This is a genomic window from Streptomyces sp. NBC_00654 (genome assembly GCF_026341775.1).
Classification (GTDB): Bacteria; Actinomycetota; Actinomycetes; order Streptomycetales; family Streptomycetaceae; genus Streptomyces.
Map to the genome: position 1 here is coordinate 449792 of NZ_JAPEOB010000001.1, position 16364 is coordinate 466155.

Here is a 16364-nt window from a genome sequence, read left to right on the forward strand (position 1 = left end):
GGAGACAGGGCGCCTGGTGAACCGGAGGCGGTACGTGGCCCGATGCGTGCCGGTTCGGGCCGCCCGCGAGAAGGCCGAGGAGAAGCCTTCTGGTGCGGGATGCTCGAAGGGGTCCCAGACAACACGAAAGCCCCAGGCCAACGGCCTGGGGCTTTCGTGTGGGGCGGGTGGCGAGAATCGAACTCGCGCTCCGAGCCTGGGAAGCACCCGGTACGGCAGAACGGCCCGGACCGAGAGTCGCGGTCCGGGCCCCTGCCCCGTGCCGTGCCGCCCTGCGGCGGCGGTGCGTCAGCTCTGTGAGGTGTCGTCGCCCGTCTGCCCTGCGTCCCCGGCCGCGCCTGCCTTCTCGCGCATCTTGCGCACCAGCTCGGCCTTCCGGTCGGCGGCACCCTGGCGGTCGAGGTTGCGGTGCGGACCATTGTTCTGCCGCTCGGCGCGGGACAGCTTCTTGCGCTGGCCGCCGCCCATGCCCACGGGGTTGTTGATGTTCTTGCTCACGGTCATGGGTTCTCCCGGTAATGAGGTGAAGTGATCTACGGATTCATCGGTGGGGGCGGGCACGGCGACATCGAGGGACGTCAGCAGGGGCCCGTCACACTCTCACTCGTAAATCGGCGTCTGGAAGAACATGACAAAGACGTTACCCGGTCCCGTCGGCCCCGCACGCCAAGCCCTTCGCCGCCCCGGCGCCGGCCGGGGTCAGCCGTCTCCTTCCGAGAATCTCAGCACCGCACCGCCAGTACCCGCCAGCACCCGCCGGTGGTCGTCGAGCGCCCGGTGCAGCCCAGACGGACGCTACTGGGCCGCCGCGGGCGTGGTCAGTGGTCGCGAGCACACTGGCGGCGTGAGCACCGGCCCTGCGGAACCCGGCGCATACCCACAGAACAGCGAGGTTGAGGCAAGGCCAAGGCAGTTATGTCGCACGAATGGCACGTGTCAAAGAGATCTGGACAGCAAGGAAGCCCTGCCTATCGACCGGGGGGTCACGGAGCGGGTGGCGAGAATCGAACTCGCGCTCTGCGCTTGGGAATCAACAGTTCTTGAACGACTGTAGTGGCTCTGACCTGCATGTTTGGCTGGAGTGGTCGAGGCCGGCGTGGTCTCTGGGTACCGTGCTTGACCGCTGCTGTCCGCTCCGAAGGGCACGGATGGGGCACGAGGGTGATCGATGCCGCCGTGCCGTGGGTGGGAAAGTGTCACCGTGCTGGACCAGGCGCTTGCCGTCGTGCGATTTCATCCCTGGCGATCTGTCGCAGGGCAATTCGGTTGGCCGTCATCGATTCGGAGCCGCAGTACTGGCGGTCGGCGGACTGCAACTCATCGCGGTCACCAGCGGAAAACTCCAACATGAGGTACTAAGGTACCGTGAATGTGGAGGTGGGAATCATGACCACGGCTTCGAAGCCGCCCCGGCAGTCGCCGCTCAAGGTGGACCCGGCGACGGACAAGTTGATCAGCCAGGGCGCGCATTTCCTGGGCCTGACGAAGAAGGACCTGGTCGCGGAGGCGGTACGGGTTTACCTGGACCAGCGGCGTGAGGATCTGCGCGAGGGCATGGTGGAAGCGCTCAGCGTCCTGGACGGCTCCTTGAAGTCGGACGTCATGCTCCTGACCGGTCTGACCGCGGAGGAGATCGACGCGGTCGGCGGGATCGACGAATGACCCTTCACGCTGCGATGCGTCCCGCCAGGCCCACCCTGCGATGTCTACGCGATGACCTCGGGTTGCCCCTACCGGCGGTGACCGACCCCCTGGACGAGATCGAGCACCCGATCCTGGCGAAGGCCGCCGAGCAGTTCGCGGCGGACGATGCCAAGCATGAGCGCATCCGCGCTGTCGATGACCAGGTGTTGTTCAAGGTGAAGGTCCAGCGCTGGCGCGGGGCGGTCTGGGTGGACGCCGACCTTCCGTGGCTGGTGGCGGCCGGCCGCCGCGAGGACGGCTCCACCGACGACTTCTATGCCGCTCTCGAGGCCGACGGCAAGACTGCCCGAACCCGCTACAACGCCGGCAACACCGACGCGCTCAAGTCCGCCACGTACACCGCTCACTTGCTCCCCGCTCGCGAGGACCACGTCCGCTATCGCGCCGAAGCTGGAGTCCGTTTCGTCCGGCGGCTCCGGACCACGGTTCTGAATCTGAGCCGTGCCACCCTCCGGGACGGTCAGGAGCACACGGTGGATTTCGACACCTTCACCGTCGGCCTTCAGGTCCGCGCCGACGACGGCCACGAGACCTACCTCGCGGTGCGGATCACGGGTTCGGTCCCGCCGAACCTCACGACATTGATTCTGCGCAACGTTCCCGGCTGCGAGGCCGACGGCTGGTACCCCGAATACGCCCTGCCGGAGCGGGACCTGCTCCCCGCCGAACAAGCCTGGTCCAACCTGATGGACCCTCGTGAGGCCGCCCGAGTCCTCGACACGGAGCCGTAGCAGCCGGAACAAGAGAAAGGCCCCGGTCTCCGACTAGGGCCTTCTTCGTGGAGCGGGTGACGAGAATCGAACTCGCGCTCTGAGCTTGGGAATCTGGGGTGCTTGGGTTGGTAAAGGTGCTCTGAACTGGGATTTTGTAGTGGGCAAGTGGATGGTCTCCCGGTCTCTGAGAGCCGTATCCGACCACTGTTGTCCGCTCTGCTGGGCACGGATGGGGCACGAGTGCGGCGTACTGCGGACCCAGCCAGGGAGTATGTCCGGCCTGGGCCCGCGGAGCGTGACCGTGGTGCCGATGGCACACGTGCACCCGTGCAGCCCGGCGCCTTCGAAAAGCTCAGCCGCCGCCTTCGCCGCCTGCTCGGTGACCGGTTCCACCTGACTCGGGAGAATGCCCGGTTCGAGCGAGGCATGTTGGTGCGGGAGTGGCTGAATTCCATGGAAACTCTGGCGGGCCCTCTTGAGAGGTCTCTTTGCCACATTTGGCCACCAAGAAGTGGCAAGTTCTACGGTTTGTGCACGGGCTGGCCCGTGTTGTGCACGGGCTCGGCTCGTGGCCGTCGAAAAGTTGGCTGGAATCATGCTCCTGGCGTGCCTGTGTCGCATCCGAGCGTGAACGGCCTTCTCGCCGCATAACCATCTGAGCGGGATGTGGCCTAACGGGCCGGATACGACCAGGAATCGTTGGGCAGAACGGTTCCTGGTCTTTTGTCAACCCGTTGGCAGAGGTCGCCGCCCCTTGCGATGTTTTGCCTGCCGCGCAGTTCGAACGAGCAGTCGGCATGGGGGACGGGGAGAGCAAGTGTGCGCAGTGGTGGCGGTGGAAACATCGCAGGGGGGCAGTCCGCGGGGTGTGGGCGATGTGCCGGTCCTCGTGATCGTCGGTGCCAATCCGACGGTGGCCCGGGAGGCGGCGACGCTGCCCGGTGAACTGATTCACGTGCAGTTGCCCGGCGCGCCGGCCCTCGGCCCTGACGATCGGGTTCTCACCACCGACTACGGGGACCTACCGGCCTTTCTCGACTTCACCGACGAGGTCCTGCGGCCGCTGGCGCCCACCGCCGTGGTTTCCCTGACCGAATTCGGCCTGGAGCCGGCCGCGCAGGCCGCGCGGAGGCTCGGTGCGACCGGCGTCGCACCTGCTGTGGTGCGGGCCACCCGCGACAAGCTGGAGATGCGGCGGATCCTTGAGCGCCAGGCCCCGCACCTGAATCCGGCTTTCGCGGCGGGCGACGACCCGGAAGGCGTGGCGCGTCTGCTCTCCGTGCACCGGCGGGGGGTGGTCAAACCGGTCGACGGGGTCGGCAGCACCTCCATCGCCCTGGTGGAGGGCGTCGATGGATTTCCCGCCGAGCGCCGTACGGCAGCGCACCTGCTCGAACAGTTCGTCGAGGGAAGCGAGTTCAGTGTCGAGGCCCTCTCGGTGGGAGGCCACCACACGGTCGTCGGCATCGCCGAGAAGGGCACCACGGACGGGTTCGTCGAAGTCAGCCATATGATGCCGCCGCCCTCGCTGGACCCGCGCCGCCAGGAGCTGGTCGTCCGGGCGGTCGGCGAACTGCTCGACGCCATCGGCCTGACCGACGGACCGAGCCACAGCGAGGTGAAGGTCGACGGTGACAAGGTCGTCGTGATCGAGACCCATACCCGGCTCGGCGGCGACGGCCTCGCGGACCTGGTCCGCCTCACCACCGGGGTCGAGTGGCGGCGTGCCGCGCTCGGCTGGGCCATCGGCGCGGAGGCCCCCCGGGGGCCCGCATCGGCGTCCGCGGCTGCCACCGTCTTTCTCACCGCGACGCCCGGACGAGTGGCGGCTGTCGCGCCACGGCCCGACCTCACCCACGGGCACGTCCACACCTGGGATGTTTCCGTTCTTCCTGGAGACGAGGTCCGTCCGGTGCGCTCATCCTCGGATCGGCTCGGTATGGCCGTCCTGACCGCAGCCGACACCGGCGCCTGCGCGGCGGCCGTGGCGGAGCTGATCTCCCATCGAGTGGTCACCACCACCCCCGGCCCTTCGCTCTGACAGGAACGCGGGCCGTACTGCCTGGCCCGCGCGGCCTCATTCCTTCACTCACTCCTTCATCGCGCACACCAACACAGGGGGGACACATGTCTGTCAAGAATGATCCCATTTCCTATGATTTCCACGGGGATGCTCCGTTCTCGATGCCCTTCAAGGACATCAAGCCCCAGGACATCCACATCTACCTCGACCTCGACACGAAGATCGGGAAGAACACCTGCGGCCAGAAGTGCAGCCACTGTTGGTTCGTCAACTACGAGAAGTTCTACGACAAGTCCTTCGCACTGGAGGAAGGACCCCTCATTCTTCAGGGCCTCCAGTCGCACGGTTACCATGTCTACCCGCGTTACGTGGACAGCTTCGCCTACGACGGTGCCTTCATGCGGATCTACGGGCCGGCGAACAACCGCGAGTTCCGGCAGGAATCCGACCACAAGCCCACCGAGACCATGGAGAAGGGAGACGCCTGGACCAGCGGCCGCCCCCTGCTTGCCGACAACTGGACCGAACTCCTCGACCTGGCCGTGGAGAACGGCTACGGCACCATCTCCATCACCTATCACGGCGTGATCGACGAGAACCTCGAAATCGTCGACCACAAGACGTATCCCATCAAGGGCGTCTTCTCCGGCGCGGACACCGAGGAGGTGCTGCGCCGCATCGCCGAGTACAACAAGGGCATCGACCCCGAGGACGCGTTCCGCGTCAACATCGGCGTCACCGTCGGCCGTCACAACCACGGCCGCACCTCCCTGGAGCGCTACGCCCGCTACTTCAACAAGCTGGGTGTCGCCACCGTCCGGTTCAACAACTTCACCGACCACGGCGGCCGGCACCCTGAACTCCGTCTCTCCCGCGAGGAGACGGAACAGGCGTACCGGGACTTCAAGTGGATTCACGAGACTGTTCCGCTCGGCTTCCAACTCGGCGGCAGCGAGGATTTCGGCACTTTCGGCATCAAGGTCATGGGCTTCCCCGGTCACGTCGGCTGGTGCCGGGCAGGACGCCAGCTGTTCGCCGCCATCCCCGCGCAGGAGGAGACGCTTTCCGACGGGCCCGAGGGCCGTCGCGAGAAGATCGGCGACATCGTCGGCTGCGTCAACACCTTCGAGCCGCACCTGGGGCACCTGGTCCGCACGGTCACCCAGGGCGATGCGGGTGAGGAAACCACGTACGACGTGGAGTTCGATCACGAGGGGATCGAGACGTTCACCGCCAAGCGGCTCTCCGGTACGTACAAGGACGGCTGTTTCGCCACCGAGCTGTCCGAAGAGCTCGGCCTGATCTCCCGGGTCCCAGCGCGCCGCCGACTGCCGCTCCTCACCGACTCCCGGCCCTGACCCGAGAGGTTCCCAGCACGATGCCCCACATCCTCGTCTTCGCCAAGACGCCCTACGCCAGGACCCCGTACGACCAGTGGCTGACGGGTTCGGGAATCGTCCCCGTCATCGTGACCGCTTCCGAGTACGCCGCGGGCTACTCCCACCTCCCGCACGTCCATGCCTTCGACGCGTACGACACCAACCAGCTGGTCGAGAAGACCGCGCTGCACCTGGCCCGCGAGTTCGCGGTCGAGGCGGTCTTCGCCCGCGCCGAGGCCGACATCGTGCGGGCCGCCCATCTGCGGGAGCTGCTCGGGCTGCCGGGTCAGCACGTATCCAGCGCGCTCGCCTTCCGCGACAAGGTGGTCATGAAGGACCACCTCGCGGGCGGCCCCGTCGACGTGCCCGCCTACCGACGGCTCGACTCGGCTTACACAGCCCTCGAATTCGTCACCGAGCACGGATACCCCGTCGTGATCAAGCCCGTGTCCGAATCGGGCTCGCTGGGAGCGGTGATCGTACGCGAGGAGGCGGAGCTGGACGCGTACCTCGCCGACCCGTGGCGGGGAGAGAGCGGGATCGAGGAGTTCGTACCGGGGCAGATGTACCACGTGGACGGGCTGGTGGCCGGGGGAGAAGTGGTTTTCGTGCATCCCTTCCGGTACCTCAACGACTGCCTGTCCTTCCGGGACGACGACTGGGTGGCCAACCTTCCGCTCACCCGGCAGGACCCGTCGTACGACCGGCTGGTCAAGGCGGCACGGGCGGTCCTCGCCGAGTTGCCGACCCCCTCGCAGACAGCCTTCCACGCCGAGTTCTGGATCACGCCCGATGACCGACTGGTCTTCTGCGAGATCGCCAGCCGCACCGGTGGCGGCATGATCAGCGGGATGGTCCGGCACGCCTTCGGGATCGACCTGGACAAGGAGTGGCTGTACGCGGAGTGCGGCCTGCCCCCGACGCCGGGCGCCCTCACCTACCGACCTGCCGGAGCGCTGTGCATCCCGCCCCGGAAAGGGGTACTCGAATACCTGCCGACGACCGGCCCCGGGGCCGGACAGCCCGAGTGCGTCCGCGAAACGACCATCACCGGGGCGGCCGGCCAGCAATTCAACGGCGGAGTCAAGTCCGGTCTCTTCCTGGCCGGTTACGTGGTCGACGGGACCACGGAGGAGGATGTGGCAGCCAATCTCGAACATGTGGCGGGCTGGTTCTCCGACAACACCCGGTGGCGGCCCGCCGATTCCCTCGGAGGTACCGCATGAGTGCGACGACACGCCCCGATACTGCTGCCACCGAACTCACCGGCCCGCTCGTCGGGGCCGACCGGCTGGCTGCCCTGCGCGAGGAGGGCGTGATCCTCTTCGACGCCTCTGTCGGCGCCCACCGGGGCGCGGCCGTGTGCATCCCCGGGGCCCGCCCCTTCGATCTCGACGGGGACCTGTCCGACCACACCTCCACCGTGCCGCACACCATGCCCGGCGCCCGGCAGTTCACCGAAGCCCTGCGCGCGCTCGGCGTGCACGACTCCGACACGGTGGTCGTCTACGACGCCCAGGGCGTCTACTCCAGCGCCCGCGCCTGGTGGATGCTGCACGCCATGGGCTTCGACCGGGTCGCCGTCCTCGACGGCGGACTGCCCGCCTGGATCGCCGCCGGCCACCCGGTCGAGCAGTCGCCCGCCGCTTACGACGGCCCGCGCGGCACCTTCACCGCCCGGCCCCGGCGGGGGCTGATCGTGGACGCCGATGCTGTCGCCTCCGCCCTCGCCGACCCGGCAGCCGCCGTTCTCGACGCACGCACCGCGAAGCGCTACGCCGGCACGGCGCCGGAGCCGCGCCCGGGCCTGCGCGGGGGCCACATGCCGGGTGCCGTCAGCCTCCCCTTCGGGGAGATCCAACGGGACGGCGGTGTGATGCGTCCGACGCCCGAGCTGCGCACGGTGTTCGAGAGGGCGGCCGGGGGGCGTGAGCAGCTGTACTTCAGCTGCGGCTCCGGGGTCACCGCCTGCGTCCTCGCACTGGGGGCCACCTTGACCGGCTACGGCGACCTCGCCGTGTACGACGGTTCATGGAGCGAGTGGGGCCTGCCCTCCGACCGGCCGGTGGTCACAGGCGACGCCCTCGACGAGAGCGGCCCGCGGTGACCGAAGGAACTCGCGGTGTCCGGCTCACCGCGAAATGGCGGACTTTCACCAGCCTGCCGGCCGGCCTCAAGGCCCTGATCGGCCTGTCCTTCGTCGTCGCCCTCGGCAGCTACATGGTCACGCCGTTCATCGGGGTGCTCATGGTCAAGGCGATCGGCCTGGACATCCGGGTGGCCGGAACCCTGGTGGCCGTGGCCACCTTCATCCAGTTCGGCGGCAGCATCCTCGGGGGTGCGGTTGTGGACCGGATCGGTCTCAAGCGGACCATGGTGCTCGCGCTCACCGTGCGCACGGCCGGCCTGGCTCTGCTCGGAGTGGCCGTCACGGTGCCCTGCGTCGCTTACCCGGCCGTCGTCCTCGTGGCGGCCGGTCCGGCGCTGTACCTGCCGGCGAACAAGGCGTACATCGTCACCAGCGTCTCCGACGAACTGCGTCCGCTCTTCCTCGGAGTGAGCAGCGCCGCACTCAACGCGGGCATGGGAATCGGGCCGCTGCTCGCCGCACTGCTGATCGACGCCGATCCGGTGCTGCTGCTCGTCGGTCTCGCCGGGCTCTTCGCGCTGATCACCGCGGCCCACCAAACTGCCCTGAAACCGGTCGAGCGCCGGCCGGACGCGCCTCCGACGGCGCACGGGAGCGAGAAGGTCCGTGGGAAGCGGGCGGCGCTGCGCGGCGCGCTGCGCCCGGTCCTCTTCACCGCGCTCGCCTTCTACCTCTACTTCTTCTTCCAGAGCTTCATCGGCCTGTACGCGGCCGGAGTGTCCGACATCCAGCTTCTCGGGTGGGTGATGCTCCTCAACTGCGCCATGGTGGTGTTGCTCCAGCCTCCGCTTGCCGACCGCATCGCCTCCGCCGACTACCGCCTGCTGATGGCCGGTTCGTTCGGTCTGATGGCACTCGGCATGGCGAGCATGGCGCTCGGCGGCCTTCCTGCCCTGTTGGCCGGCACCGCACTCTTCACCCTCGGCGAGATCTTCCTCTTCCTCCGCTGCGACCTGGAACTCGTCGACCGTGTGCCCGGCAACCCGGCTTTCGCCTTTGGTGTCCAGCGGCTGGCCGCCGGAATCGGCGGCCTCCTCGCCGGTGTCGTCGGCGGGTTCGTCTTCGCCCACTTCGAGGCTGCCGGGGACCTGGGTACGTTCTGGCTGGTGGTGGCGGCCCAGTGCGCGGGCGCGGCTCTGCTCGCCCTGCTGCTGGGTGGCCGCCGACGCCCGGCCGTTCCCGAAACGATCGCGGTCGAAACGGGGGTGGCCCGGTGAACGAGTCAGCCTTCTCGCAGGAGACGCGTTTCGTGCACGCGGGCTCCGACCACCGGCAGCAGGGCGGCTACGTCAATCCGCCCGTACACCGCGCCTCCACCGTCCTCTACCGGGACATGGCCGAGATGGACATCTCCCAGGCGGATCCGCTCAAACGCGAAGGCCCGGTCTACGGGCGCTTCGGTACCCCCACCAGCCGCGCTTTCGAGGAGGCGCTGACCGAACTGGAGGGTGGGCACGCGGCGGTGGCGACCTGCTCCGGTCTCTCAGCGATCACCACGGCGATCCTCGCGTACGTCCGGGCCGGCGACCACCTCCTCGTCAGCGACTCCGTCTACCTGCCGACCCGGAGGTTCTGCGACTCGCTCGCGGCCCTGGGAGTGGAGACCGAGTACTACGCTCCGCTCACGGACGGCGCCGCGATCGTGGAACTGATGCGCCCCCGGACGCGGTTGGTCTACCTGGAGTCCCCGGGCTCCACCACCTTCGACGTGCAGGACATCCCGGCGATCACCGCCGTCTGCCGGGCCCGGGGCGTAGCCACCATCGCGGACAACACCTGGGCCACGCCTGCCTTCTGCCGACCGCTGACGCTGGGCGTGGACGCGGTGGTCCACTCCGCGACCAAATACCTGACAGGACACGCTGACAGCATCCTCGGAACGGTCGTCTGCACGCAGGAGAGCTACCCGGTGATCCGGGGGGCGGCCATCCGGCTCGGCCAGTGCGCCGGCGCCGACGACGCCTACCTGGGGTTGCGCGGGCTGCGTACCTTGAGCGTACGGATGAGCCGCCATCAGCAGCAGGGGTTGGAGCTGGCACGCTGGACCGCCGGTCAGGAAGGCGTGGCGGCCGTCCTGCACCCAGGGCTCCCCGAGGATCCCGGCCACCAGCTGTGGCGCCGCGACTTCACAGGAGCGGCGGGGCTGTTCGGTGTCGAACTGGAGCCGGGTTTCGGCAAGCCGGCCATCGACGCGATGCTCAACCGGCTTCGGATCTTCGGCATCGGTCACAGCTACGGCGGCTACGAGAGCCTGATCGTGCCGACCGACCCCGAGACCCACCGCTTGCCGGGGACCTGGGCCGGACGCGGGCCGCTGGTCCGGGTACACGTCGGCTTCGAGAGCCTGGACGACCTGATGGATGACCTGAAGGCAGGTTTCGGCGCCCTGGTGAGCAGGGGATAGCCCCACCGCTGAGACGACACCGCGGGCCCGGGAGCGGTGGCGCGACCGTTTGCCTTCTGATGCTGCGCCCGCCCGGGCAATCAGCCCTACGGGCCGCACGGTCGTCGGTCAGGCGCTGACAGGATCGGTGACGATCAGGCGTGCGGAGAGCGGGTCCGTTTCCAGAGCGCTTACCTGCCACCCGTGTTGTTCCAGGCTGGTGCGCACGGCAGCAGCAATGTCCTCCATGCGATCGGGGTTCTCGGTCGCTACGTCGAGGTCCTGGCTGAGCCGGTCGACCAGGCCGTGTGCCTGGACTGCGTAGCCGCCGGTAAGCGCCAGAGGGTAGGCACCGCCTACGGCGAGTACATCAGCCAGCAGGCGGCGGTGCAGGTCGGTGAGGTTCACGCAGCAGCCGGGCGCTGTGAGTCAGCTCGTCGAAGGAGTGTTCCCAGACTTCACGGACATCACGGCTGATCAGTGTGCGCAGTGTGGGCCACAAGCTGACGAGGAGGCCGCGGTTGAGGCACCGGACCAGGTCGGCATGCTGGCCCTCGGCCAACACGATGCGGTAATAGCTCATCCGGAGCCGTGGCTGGTCGAGGTCGAAGACGGTCAGCCCCGACCATGCCAGGTGTAGGGGCAGGCGCACCGTGCCGTGCTCGGGGCCGACAAGCTCGGAGAGCGCTGCGGGCGTTCGCCGGGCGAACTTGGCACGGCGGAGATCAGAAAGACTGGACTGTGATGCCATACGTCGATAATCCAGGGAGAGGCCACCGAAGCCGACCGGACGCATCCAAGGTGACCCAAACAGAGAAGCCCCGGGCCGCTGGCCTGGGGCTTTCATGTGGAGCGGGTGACGAGAATCGAACTCGCGCTCTGAGCTTGGGAATCAGCGGTTCTTGTGCTGTTACAGGGGCTCTGAGCTGCACCTTTGTATATTGCAGGTGGGCGGGCCCCGGTCTCTGGGAGCCGCATCTGACCGCTGTTGTCCGCTCTGCTGGGCACGGATGGGGCACGAGAGCTGGCAGTGCGACGCGTGATCCGGGCGGGCCGGCTGGTCAGAGGGAGATGATGCGCACTTGGTTGCCGCAGAGCTTGTTCATGTCGTCGCTGTCGGACGTCAGCAGGGCGACGGGTTTCGGCTGGCGGAGGGCGACCTCGGCGACTGTGGCGTCGATGGCGTACTTGTGCCCGTGCAGTCCGGCACCTTTGAGGAGTTCCGCTGCTGCTTTCGCCGCCGCTTCGGTGACGGGCTCCACCTTGACGCGGGAGAGAGCCCAGTTCAGGCGAGGCATGTTGGTGCGGGAGTGGGTGACTTCCACGATGGTGTTGGCCCCGATGACCAGGTCGGCTCCCATGTCGTGGAAGACCTGAAGCATCGCGAGCAGCTTGCGATCCTGCGCGATCCAGGCGGAGAGCCCTTCCGAGTCCAGGACGACGGTTTCGATGCGCTCGCTCACGCGGCATCCGCGCCCGTGGAGGTGCCGGCGGAGCCGAAGATCTTCCCGCGCGCCTCGGCGAGCTCCTCGTCGCTGAAGGCGCCGTGCTCCTCCTCGTGACGGCGGAGGTCGTCGCCCAAGAGCTGGTGCCGGATCTGGCGGGCTACGGCTTCCGCCACGTAGCCGGAGACGTTGTCCGTGATCTTGCGAAGCTCCGCCACCTGATCGCTGGGGAGCGTGACGGTGATGCGAGTCGTTGAGGACATACTCGGAGCATACCGGAGTATGCGTGAGGTCGTCGGTGGCTAGCGCCCGAGCTCCGCCAAGCGCCTGTGGTGGCGGAATGCTGCCCTGTCGTGCGCCTAAGATGTCCGCCTCACTGGACCAGGGCGCGCAGGGTTGATGCCCCGGCGTCGGCCGAGTGGGCGCCCGACAGAAGATGAGTGCACCGACAGCCGCGCCGAGCGCCAGTTACTTATGCCCTACGGCACTGACCAGTTTCGTTAGCGACGTGCCGTGCAGACGCTGGAGCAGGAATCTATTGATCTTTTGCAACTGGCAGTGCGCCAATCTGCTCTGCAGGATCAGGTCATCCAGGTGGTAAGACTCCTCGACAAGCTTCGAATCAAGCTCGCCGTCGTCGCGATCATCTCTTTTTGCGAGGCGTCCCAAGTGGCGTTCCTTGGTTTCGAGACGTTCCCTCATCCACCCTAGCCCGAGCATCGAATCTTTGATGCCTGCGGTGGAGCTACTTGTGGAGTGGTATAGGTGCGATTGGAGACTGCAGTCGTAAAGCTCTTCCCAGACGGGAGAAAGGATCCTGAGAGCTACCGAAGATATGCCCTTTTCTCGAATTTCTGCCAAATTTTCAGCGACTTCGTCCAGGGCGCACTGCAGTCTCTGGAATTTTGGCTCCTCAAGGAGGATTTCCAATGACTTTCTGCCGTAGAGGCTCACCTTGAACCTGTAGTGATTGCTTTCGAACCCGAATCCCGGAGACCATACGCGTCCCGACTCCGCCGCCCCGGAGACAACGTCAAGGTAGGCAGAGCGATACGCATCGATGTTCTCGTGCACCTCGTGTAGTGCGACGTCCAACTTAGAGAGCTTGGCAAGGAGTTCGGCAAGCATGCGGTTCGCGTCCTTTGCCGCCTCGTCCCTCGCCCTGATCCTGTCGATCAAATTCCCGCTTCGAGTGAATGCGAAGACTCCGACAGCCAGGACCAGGATCGGCACCCACGTCCTCTGGTCTGCGATCCGCGGGATTTTGTCTGCAATGATCTGGAGATCGCCCTTCGTCCTACCTGGGCGCTCATACTGATACACCACCGCACCCGATGCGAGGAGAACCAATGATCGGCGAGAAGCAAAATTGACGACTCTCTTCGGTATCCGCGACAACTGCCCTAGAGTGTTCCTCCTCTTTGTCATCCTTTCGAGCTTATCCACCGAGACTTGCCTAACAAGGCGACGTGCTCTGGAATAGTGAAGGAACCAAGAAGGGCTCCTTCGCCCCACATTGGCCCATGATCGCGGTAGATTATTTCGCCAGCCGGGATCCCCCACCCGGACACCGATCTCACTGGCGGATTCAAGGATGTCTGAATACCAAATCCGCCGCTCGACGCGGATGCTCACTATGGCCCAGAATCTGATGGCCAAGAACCGGGTGACTGTGAGCGCGCCGAGCATTATGACAGCAACTACGGCGGCCTTCAAGGGAATGGAAAGCCAAGGCTGCGTCACGCTGGCCTCAATGGGCGAAAAGAATTTATACAGAAATTCCATTGGCTCTTCCCGGAGACTCTATGATTGGGGACATGATTATCCGGGAGTGGCGTGGGGGTCTACGTGAATTTGAGGACAGTTTGAGCTTCGCCTTGAGCGAAGCTACCTCTGCCCACCACCTATCCGGGCTCCCGCCCGTCCGCCGTCGACCCCGACACGCATGTGGGGAGGGCGCGGACCTGAAGCAGATCACCGCGCCCCGCGCGCACCGAGCGCTTGGCGCCGACAGGGGGTAGCCACGACCGTCGCCAAGCCCTGCCAGCTTTTCAAAGCCGTCGTGGAGACTGCGGTCGATGACTCGTCCGCCGCAACGCCTGCCGCATCCGGAGTGCTGGAAGGGGAGGTGCGGTGGAACTACAGATCGCCACCGTCGCTCGGGCCGATGTCCTCGCCGATGCGCTGGGATCGCGCTGGCGACTGATGATCTTCCTCGGGACGCACGGTCCATTCCGGCCGGAGGAACGAGCGGGGGCATTCGTGTCCGCATGACTGCTCCGGAGTGCACGACGCCCAGCCCTCGGCGACACCAAGTCTGACGCCGGGAAGCGGATCGTGGTCCTCGAGGGTCCTTACGAAGGGCCCTGGAATGTCGCTGCGTGATGGCACGTCTCCTGGCCATGATTCCCCTCGTTCACCGATCGACCTTGAGCGCCTTTGGCACGGGATTTGATCATCATCCACCTAGATAGTTCACTAGTTCGATTAGGGTGTCGAGCTGGCTGCGGGCCGCCTCCAGGTGTTGCGAGGGGTGCAGAAGTCGCTGCTTTCCTGTATAAGCTCGTAGGTAAACCATCTCGGCCAGGGGGGCGGACATGACTAGCTACGGTTACAGGCTCTTCACTCTTTCCGTTTTTCGGGGTAGCAAGCGAACTCCGATTAATTTCAAGGATTGCGAGGGGGAGCATTACAAGGAAACTGTGGCGAGGCTGCTGAAGTCCTTGGAAGTCCCTGTTGTGGGAGATCCTCCTTCCAGCCTCGAGGAGGCGGCTGCTAGTGCGCCGGATGATTTCCGGGGTAAGCCTGCTCTCCGCATCGAGGGGGTGGAGTTGGTTGATAATACGGTGCGAGCTACCGTGTGGGTTGGCAAAATCGGGAGCCATGCAAAAGCAATGAGCCGTGACGTTTCCGTGGCAGACTTTGATATTTCTGATAAGGCTGCAATTAATGGGTTCCGAGTGGTCTTTGCGTTTCCCGAGGATGGCACTAAAGGTATTCTCGCCGTCGAGTCAATCAGTCGATCCTGCCCCGTAGCGCCGCTAGTCAAGTGGCTGCGGTACAGGTCGCTAGAGGAAGATCATAAAAAGAATCAGGGTGCAGGGGTGGTTGCCCTCGGCTGGCGCTCAAAGGTTGAGGGGCTGACTGATGAGGCCCGGCTTTCTGAAATGATTGAAGCTGGGCTTGCTCAAGGTCTGGTTCTGGTAAAGCAATCCATTACTCCAGGGCGCACGCGGGCGGAAAAGGAATTCGAGATCCGCGCACCATTGGTCAATGACGGAAAGGTGAAGCAGGTGGCCGCTCTAGTCAGGGGGTGGGCTGCCCAGGCTAAGGACGGCGACGGGTCGCATGCGGCCACTACCAACGCACAGGCAGCTCGGCAACTGGCGGCCATCGTCAGCTCGGAGATCAAGGATCTTGACCTCAACGATGGGTGGGTGGAGCTTGCCGATCCAGATGACCAGGTCAGGCGTATCAACCCAAGCACCATGACTGATGTGTTCACCTACAAGCTGTCCGAGGACCAGCCCGTTGACACACCCAAGTTCTATGCTGAGGTGCGGGGAACGGCAGTGGGGCTCCAGGCGGCAGCGAAGATCGCCATTGAGTGGCCCCTCCAGTAGCGATTAGGGGGAATCGGTGCTTGATCGATTTAACGTCGCTCCTATTTTTAGAGGTCATTGGAAGGGCCTGACGAACGGGCAATATCTTTCATATCGGCCGGACGTTTTGGCGCGTGTGATCATGCTGCTGCCGATAGCCCTGTTCGTTTTCCTGCTCATCCGTGGGGCAACTCTTTCGGCACCGGGCGCTCTTCTGACGGGGGCGGCGCTACTGGCAGGCGGAATGCTGAGTGCCTTCACGCATCTTTCTACGCTGCGGCTTAAAATCACCGAGTGGGACGGCGAGTCCGGTGAAAGTCGTTTTGGCGCAGAGAGGGAAATGTTGGATGAAACCGCCGCTCATCTCTTGGCGGGCTCTTTTGCGTGCATCCTGGATGCTGCAGCCCTGGTTATCGGGATGAATTTGGGGCTTGACTCCGAGGGGCGACTTGTGGGTTTCTGGGCTGCGCTGCCATCCGGCATTAGTTTTTACGTTCTGTTGATCTTCGTTCTTATTCTGCCGCGTCTGTATTCTGCTTACGTGGAAATAAACGGGGTAATCGGTCGCCTCAGTGGGTTCACTCAGGGCAAGGGGCGAGATTAGGTCGGCGGAGCGGGTTTGGCCGGTGTCCTGCCCGGTTTGGGGTCGAGCATGATCAGGGGGCCACACGCTGGCCGGCAACTTGGGCAGGCTGTGATCCTGCCCGGAATTTGAACGAGTGGCCCCCTGGTCTTGCTCGACGCGGGACCCGAACCGGGGCGGTGGCTAAAGCCGCGGAGCCCACCGCACCGCCCCAGCCACAGCGGGTTTCTCCTCGCCATGGTGCTCGCCCTAGCCGCGCGACCGGCGTAGCCGGGGAGCGCGCGGCGAGCGGAGCGAGCCGCCTTGATGAAGTAGGGAAAGTTCTACCGCGCTGGAAGCAGGCGCCCGGCGCAGCTTGTGTGCCGGACGTGGCCGCCGCCCGC

Annotated in this window: 15 protein-coding genes and 2 pseudogenes; 10 read left to right on the top strand and 7 right to left on the bottom strand. The window is 65.7% G+C overall.

Annotated elements, in window-relative coordinates:
* Positions 1-288 precede the first annotated feature (288 nt).
* Positions 289-504 (bottom strand): DUF6243 family protein, encoded by a 216-nt coding sequence (locus tag OHA98_RS02020; protein ID WP_266922368.1) that lies wholly within the window; start codon positions 502-504, stop codon positions 289-291.
* A gap of 882 nt (positions 505-1386) precedes the next feature.
* Here OHA98_RS02020 and OHA98_RS02025 point away from each other — a divergent pair.
* Positions 1387-1662 carry a hypothetical protein gene (locus OHA98_RS02025; RefSeq protein WP_136314796.1) on the top strand — a complete coding sequence of 92 codons (276 nt, stop codon included), beginning with the start codon at positions 1387-1389 and terminating at the stop codon, positions 1660-1662.
* A gap of 77 nt (positions 1663-1739) precedes the next feature.
* On the top strand, positions 1740-2435 hold the full coding sequence (locus OHA98_RS02030; RefSeq protein WP_266922369.1) for a hypothetical protein: 696 nt from the start codon (positions 1740-1742) through the stop codon (positions 2433-2435).
* 306 nt (positions 2436-2741) lie between these two features.
* On the opposite strand, the pseudogene OHA98_RS02035 reads toward OHA98_RS02030, so the two are convergent.
* Positions 2742-2872, bottom strand: a pseudogene (locus tag OHA98_RS02035) (DNA-binding protein); the annotation flags it as partial.
* Between the two features lie 413 nt (positions 2873-3285).
* Here OHA98_RS02035 and OHA98_RS02040 point away from each other — a divergent pair.
* From OHA98_RS02040 to metC, 6 genes are all read left to right on the top strand, one after another.
* The gene (locus tag OHA98_RS02040) at positions 3286-4458 is read left to right on the top strand and encodes an ATP-grasp domain-containing protein (RefSeq protein WP_266922370.1); all 1173 of its coding nucleotides are present in this window, start codon (positions 3286-3288) and stop codon (positions 4456-4458) included.
* Positions 4459-4544: 86 nt separating this feature from the next.
* Positions 4545-5798 (top strand): radical SAM protein, encoded by a 1254-nt coding sequence (locus tag OHA98_RS02045; protein ID WP_266922371.1) that lies wholly within the window; start codon positions 4545-4547, stop codon positions 5796-5798.
* Positions 5799-5818: 20 nt separating this feature from the next.
* Positions 5819-7045 carry an acetyl-CoA carboxylase biotin carboxylase subunit family protein gene (locus OHA98_RS02050; RefSeq protein WP_266922372.1) on the top strand — a complete coding sequence of 409 codons (1227 nt, stop codon included), beginning with the start codon at positions 5819-5821 and terminating at the stop codon, positions 7043-7045.
* On the top strand, positions 7042-7926 hold the full coding sequence (locus OHA98_RS02055) for a sulfurtransferase (protein ID WP_266922373.1): 885 nt from the start codon (positions 7042-7044) through the stop codon (positions 7924-7926). The genes OHA98_RS02050 and OHA98_RS02055 overlap by 4 nt, the downstream gene beginning before the upstream one ends.
* Complete coding sequence (locus OHA98_RS02060) at positions 7923-9185, top strand: MFS transporter (protein WP_266922374.1); 1263 nt, start codon at positions 7923-7925, stop codon at positions 9183-9185. Before OHA98_RS02055 ends, OHA98_RS02060 begins: the two co-directional genes overlap by 4 nt.
* Positions 9182-10372 carry a cystathionine beta-lyase gene (gene metC, locus OHA98_RS02065; protein WP_266922375.1) on the top strand — a complete coding sequence of 397 codons (1191 nt, stop codon included), beginning with the start codon at positions 9182-9184 and terminating at the stop codon, positions 10370-10372. Before OHA98_RS02060 ends, metC begins: the two co-directional genes overlap by 4 nt.
* A gap of 114 nt (positions 10373-10486) precedes the next feature.
* Here the strand turns inward: metC and OHA98_RS02070 are convergent.
* From OHA98_RS02070 to OHA98_RS02090, 5 genes and pseudogenes are all read right to left on the bottom strand, one after another.
* Positions 10487-10759: pseudogene (locus OHA98_RS02070) on the bottom strand (nucleotidyl transferase AbiEii/AbiGii toxin family protein); the annotation flags it as partial.
* Positions 10722-11102: a transcriptional regulator gene (locus OHA98_RS02075; RefSeq protein ID WP_266922376.1), complete on the bottom strand. Its 381-nt coding sequence runs from the start codon at positions 11100-11102 to the stop codon at positions 10722-10724. The gene OHA98_RS02075 and the pseudogene OHA98_RS02070, both read right to left, overlap by 38 nt.
* Before the next feature lie 310 nt (positions 11103-11412).
* Positions 11413-11814 carry a DNA-binding protein gene (locus OHA98_RS02080; protein WP_266922377.1) on the bottom strand — a complete coding sequence of 134 codons (402 nt, stop codon included), beginning with the start codon at positions 11812-11814 and terminating at the stop codon, positions 11413-11415.
* Positions 11811-12059, bottom strand: a complete 249-nt coding sequence (locus OHA98_RS02085; RefSeq protein ID WP_266922378.1) for a type II toxin-antitoxin system CcdA family antitoxin — start codon at positions 12057-12059, stop codon at positions 11811-11813. The genes OHA98_RS02080 and OHA98_RS02085 overlap by 4 nt, the downstream gene beginning before the upstream one ends.
* A 205-nt stretch (positions 12060-12264) precedes the next feature.
* Positions 12265-13581, bottom strand: coding sequence for a hypothetical protein (locus tag OHA98_RS02090; protein WP_266922379.1), 1317 nt, complete (start codon positions 13579-13581; stop codon positions 12265-12267).
* 812 nt (positions 13582-14393) lie between these two features.
* Here OHA98_RS02090 and OHA98_RS02095 point away from each other — a divergent pair.
* Both OHA98_RS02095 and OHA98_RS02100 read left to right on the top strand, forming a co-directional pair.
* A complete protein-coding gene (locus OHA98_RS02095) occupies positions 14394-15419 on the top strand; it encodes a hypothetical protein (protein ID WP_266922380.1) in 1026 nt (341 codons plus the stop codon).
* A 115-nt stretch (positions 15420-15534) separates the two neighbouring features.
* Positions 15535-16002 (top strand): hypothetical protein, encoded by a 468-nt coding sequence (locus OHA98_RS02100; RefSeq protein ID WP_266922381.1) that lies wholly within the window; start codon positions 15535-15537, stop codon positions 16000-16002.
* Positions 16003-16364: the final 362 nt, after the last annotated feature.

What these genes read in the sequence shown, in the direction of transcription:
- OHA98_RS02020 (WP_266922368.1), bottom strand. Translation starts at nt 504, where the DNA reads ATGACCGTGAGCAAGAACATCAACAACCCCGTGGGCATGGGCGGCGGC.
- OHA98_RS02025 (WP_136314796.1), top strand. Translation starts at nt 1,387, where the DNA reads ATGACCACGGCTTCGAAGCCGCCCCGGCAGTCGCCGCTCAAGGTGGAC.
- OHA98_RS02045 (WP_266922371.1), top strand. Translation starts at nt 4,545, where the DNA reads ATGTCTGTCAAGAATGATCCCATTTCCTATGATTTCCACGGGGATGCT.
- OHA98_RS02050 (WP_266922372.1), top strand. Translation starts at nt 5,819, where the DNA reads ATGCCCCACATCCTCGTCTTCGCCAAGACGCCCTACGCCAGGACCCCG.
- OHA98_RS02055 (WP_266922373.1), top strand. Translation starts at nt 7,042, where the DNA reads ATGAGTGCGACGACACGCCCCGATACTGCTGCCACCGAACTCACCGGC.
- OHA98_RS02075 (WP_266922376.1), bottom strand. Translation starts at nt 11,102, where the DNA reads ATGGCATCACAGTCCAGTCTTTCTGATCTCCGCCGTGCCAAGTTCGCC.
- OHA98_RS02085 (WP_266922378.1), bottom strand. Translation starts at nt 12,059, where the DNA reads ATGTCCTCAACGACTCGCATCACCGTCACGCTCCCCAGCGATCAGGTG.
- OHA98_RS02090 (WP_266922379.1), bottom strand. Translation starts at nt 13,581, where the DNA reads ATGGAATTTCTGTATAAATTCTTTTCGCCCATTGAGGCCAGCGTGACG.
- OHA98_RS02095 (WP_266922380.1), top strand. Translation starts at nt 14,394, where the DNA reads ATGACTAGCTACGGTTACAGGCTCTTCACTCTTTCCGTTTTTCGGGGT.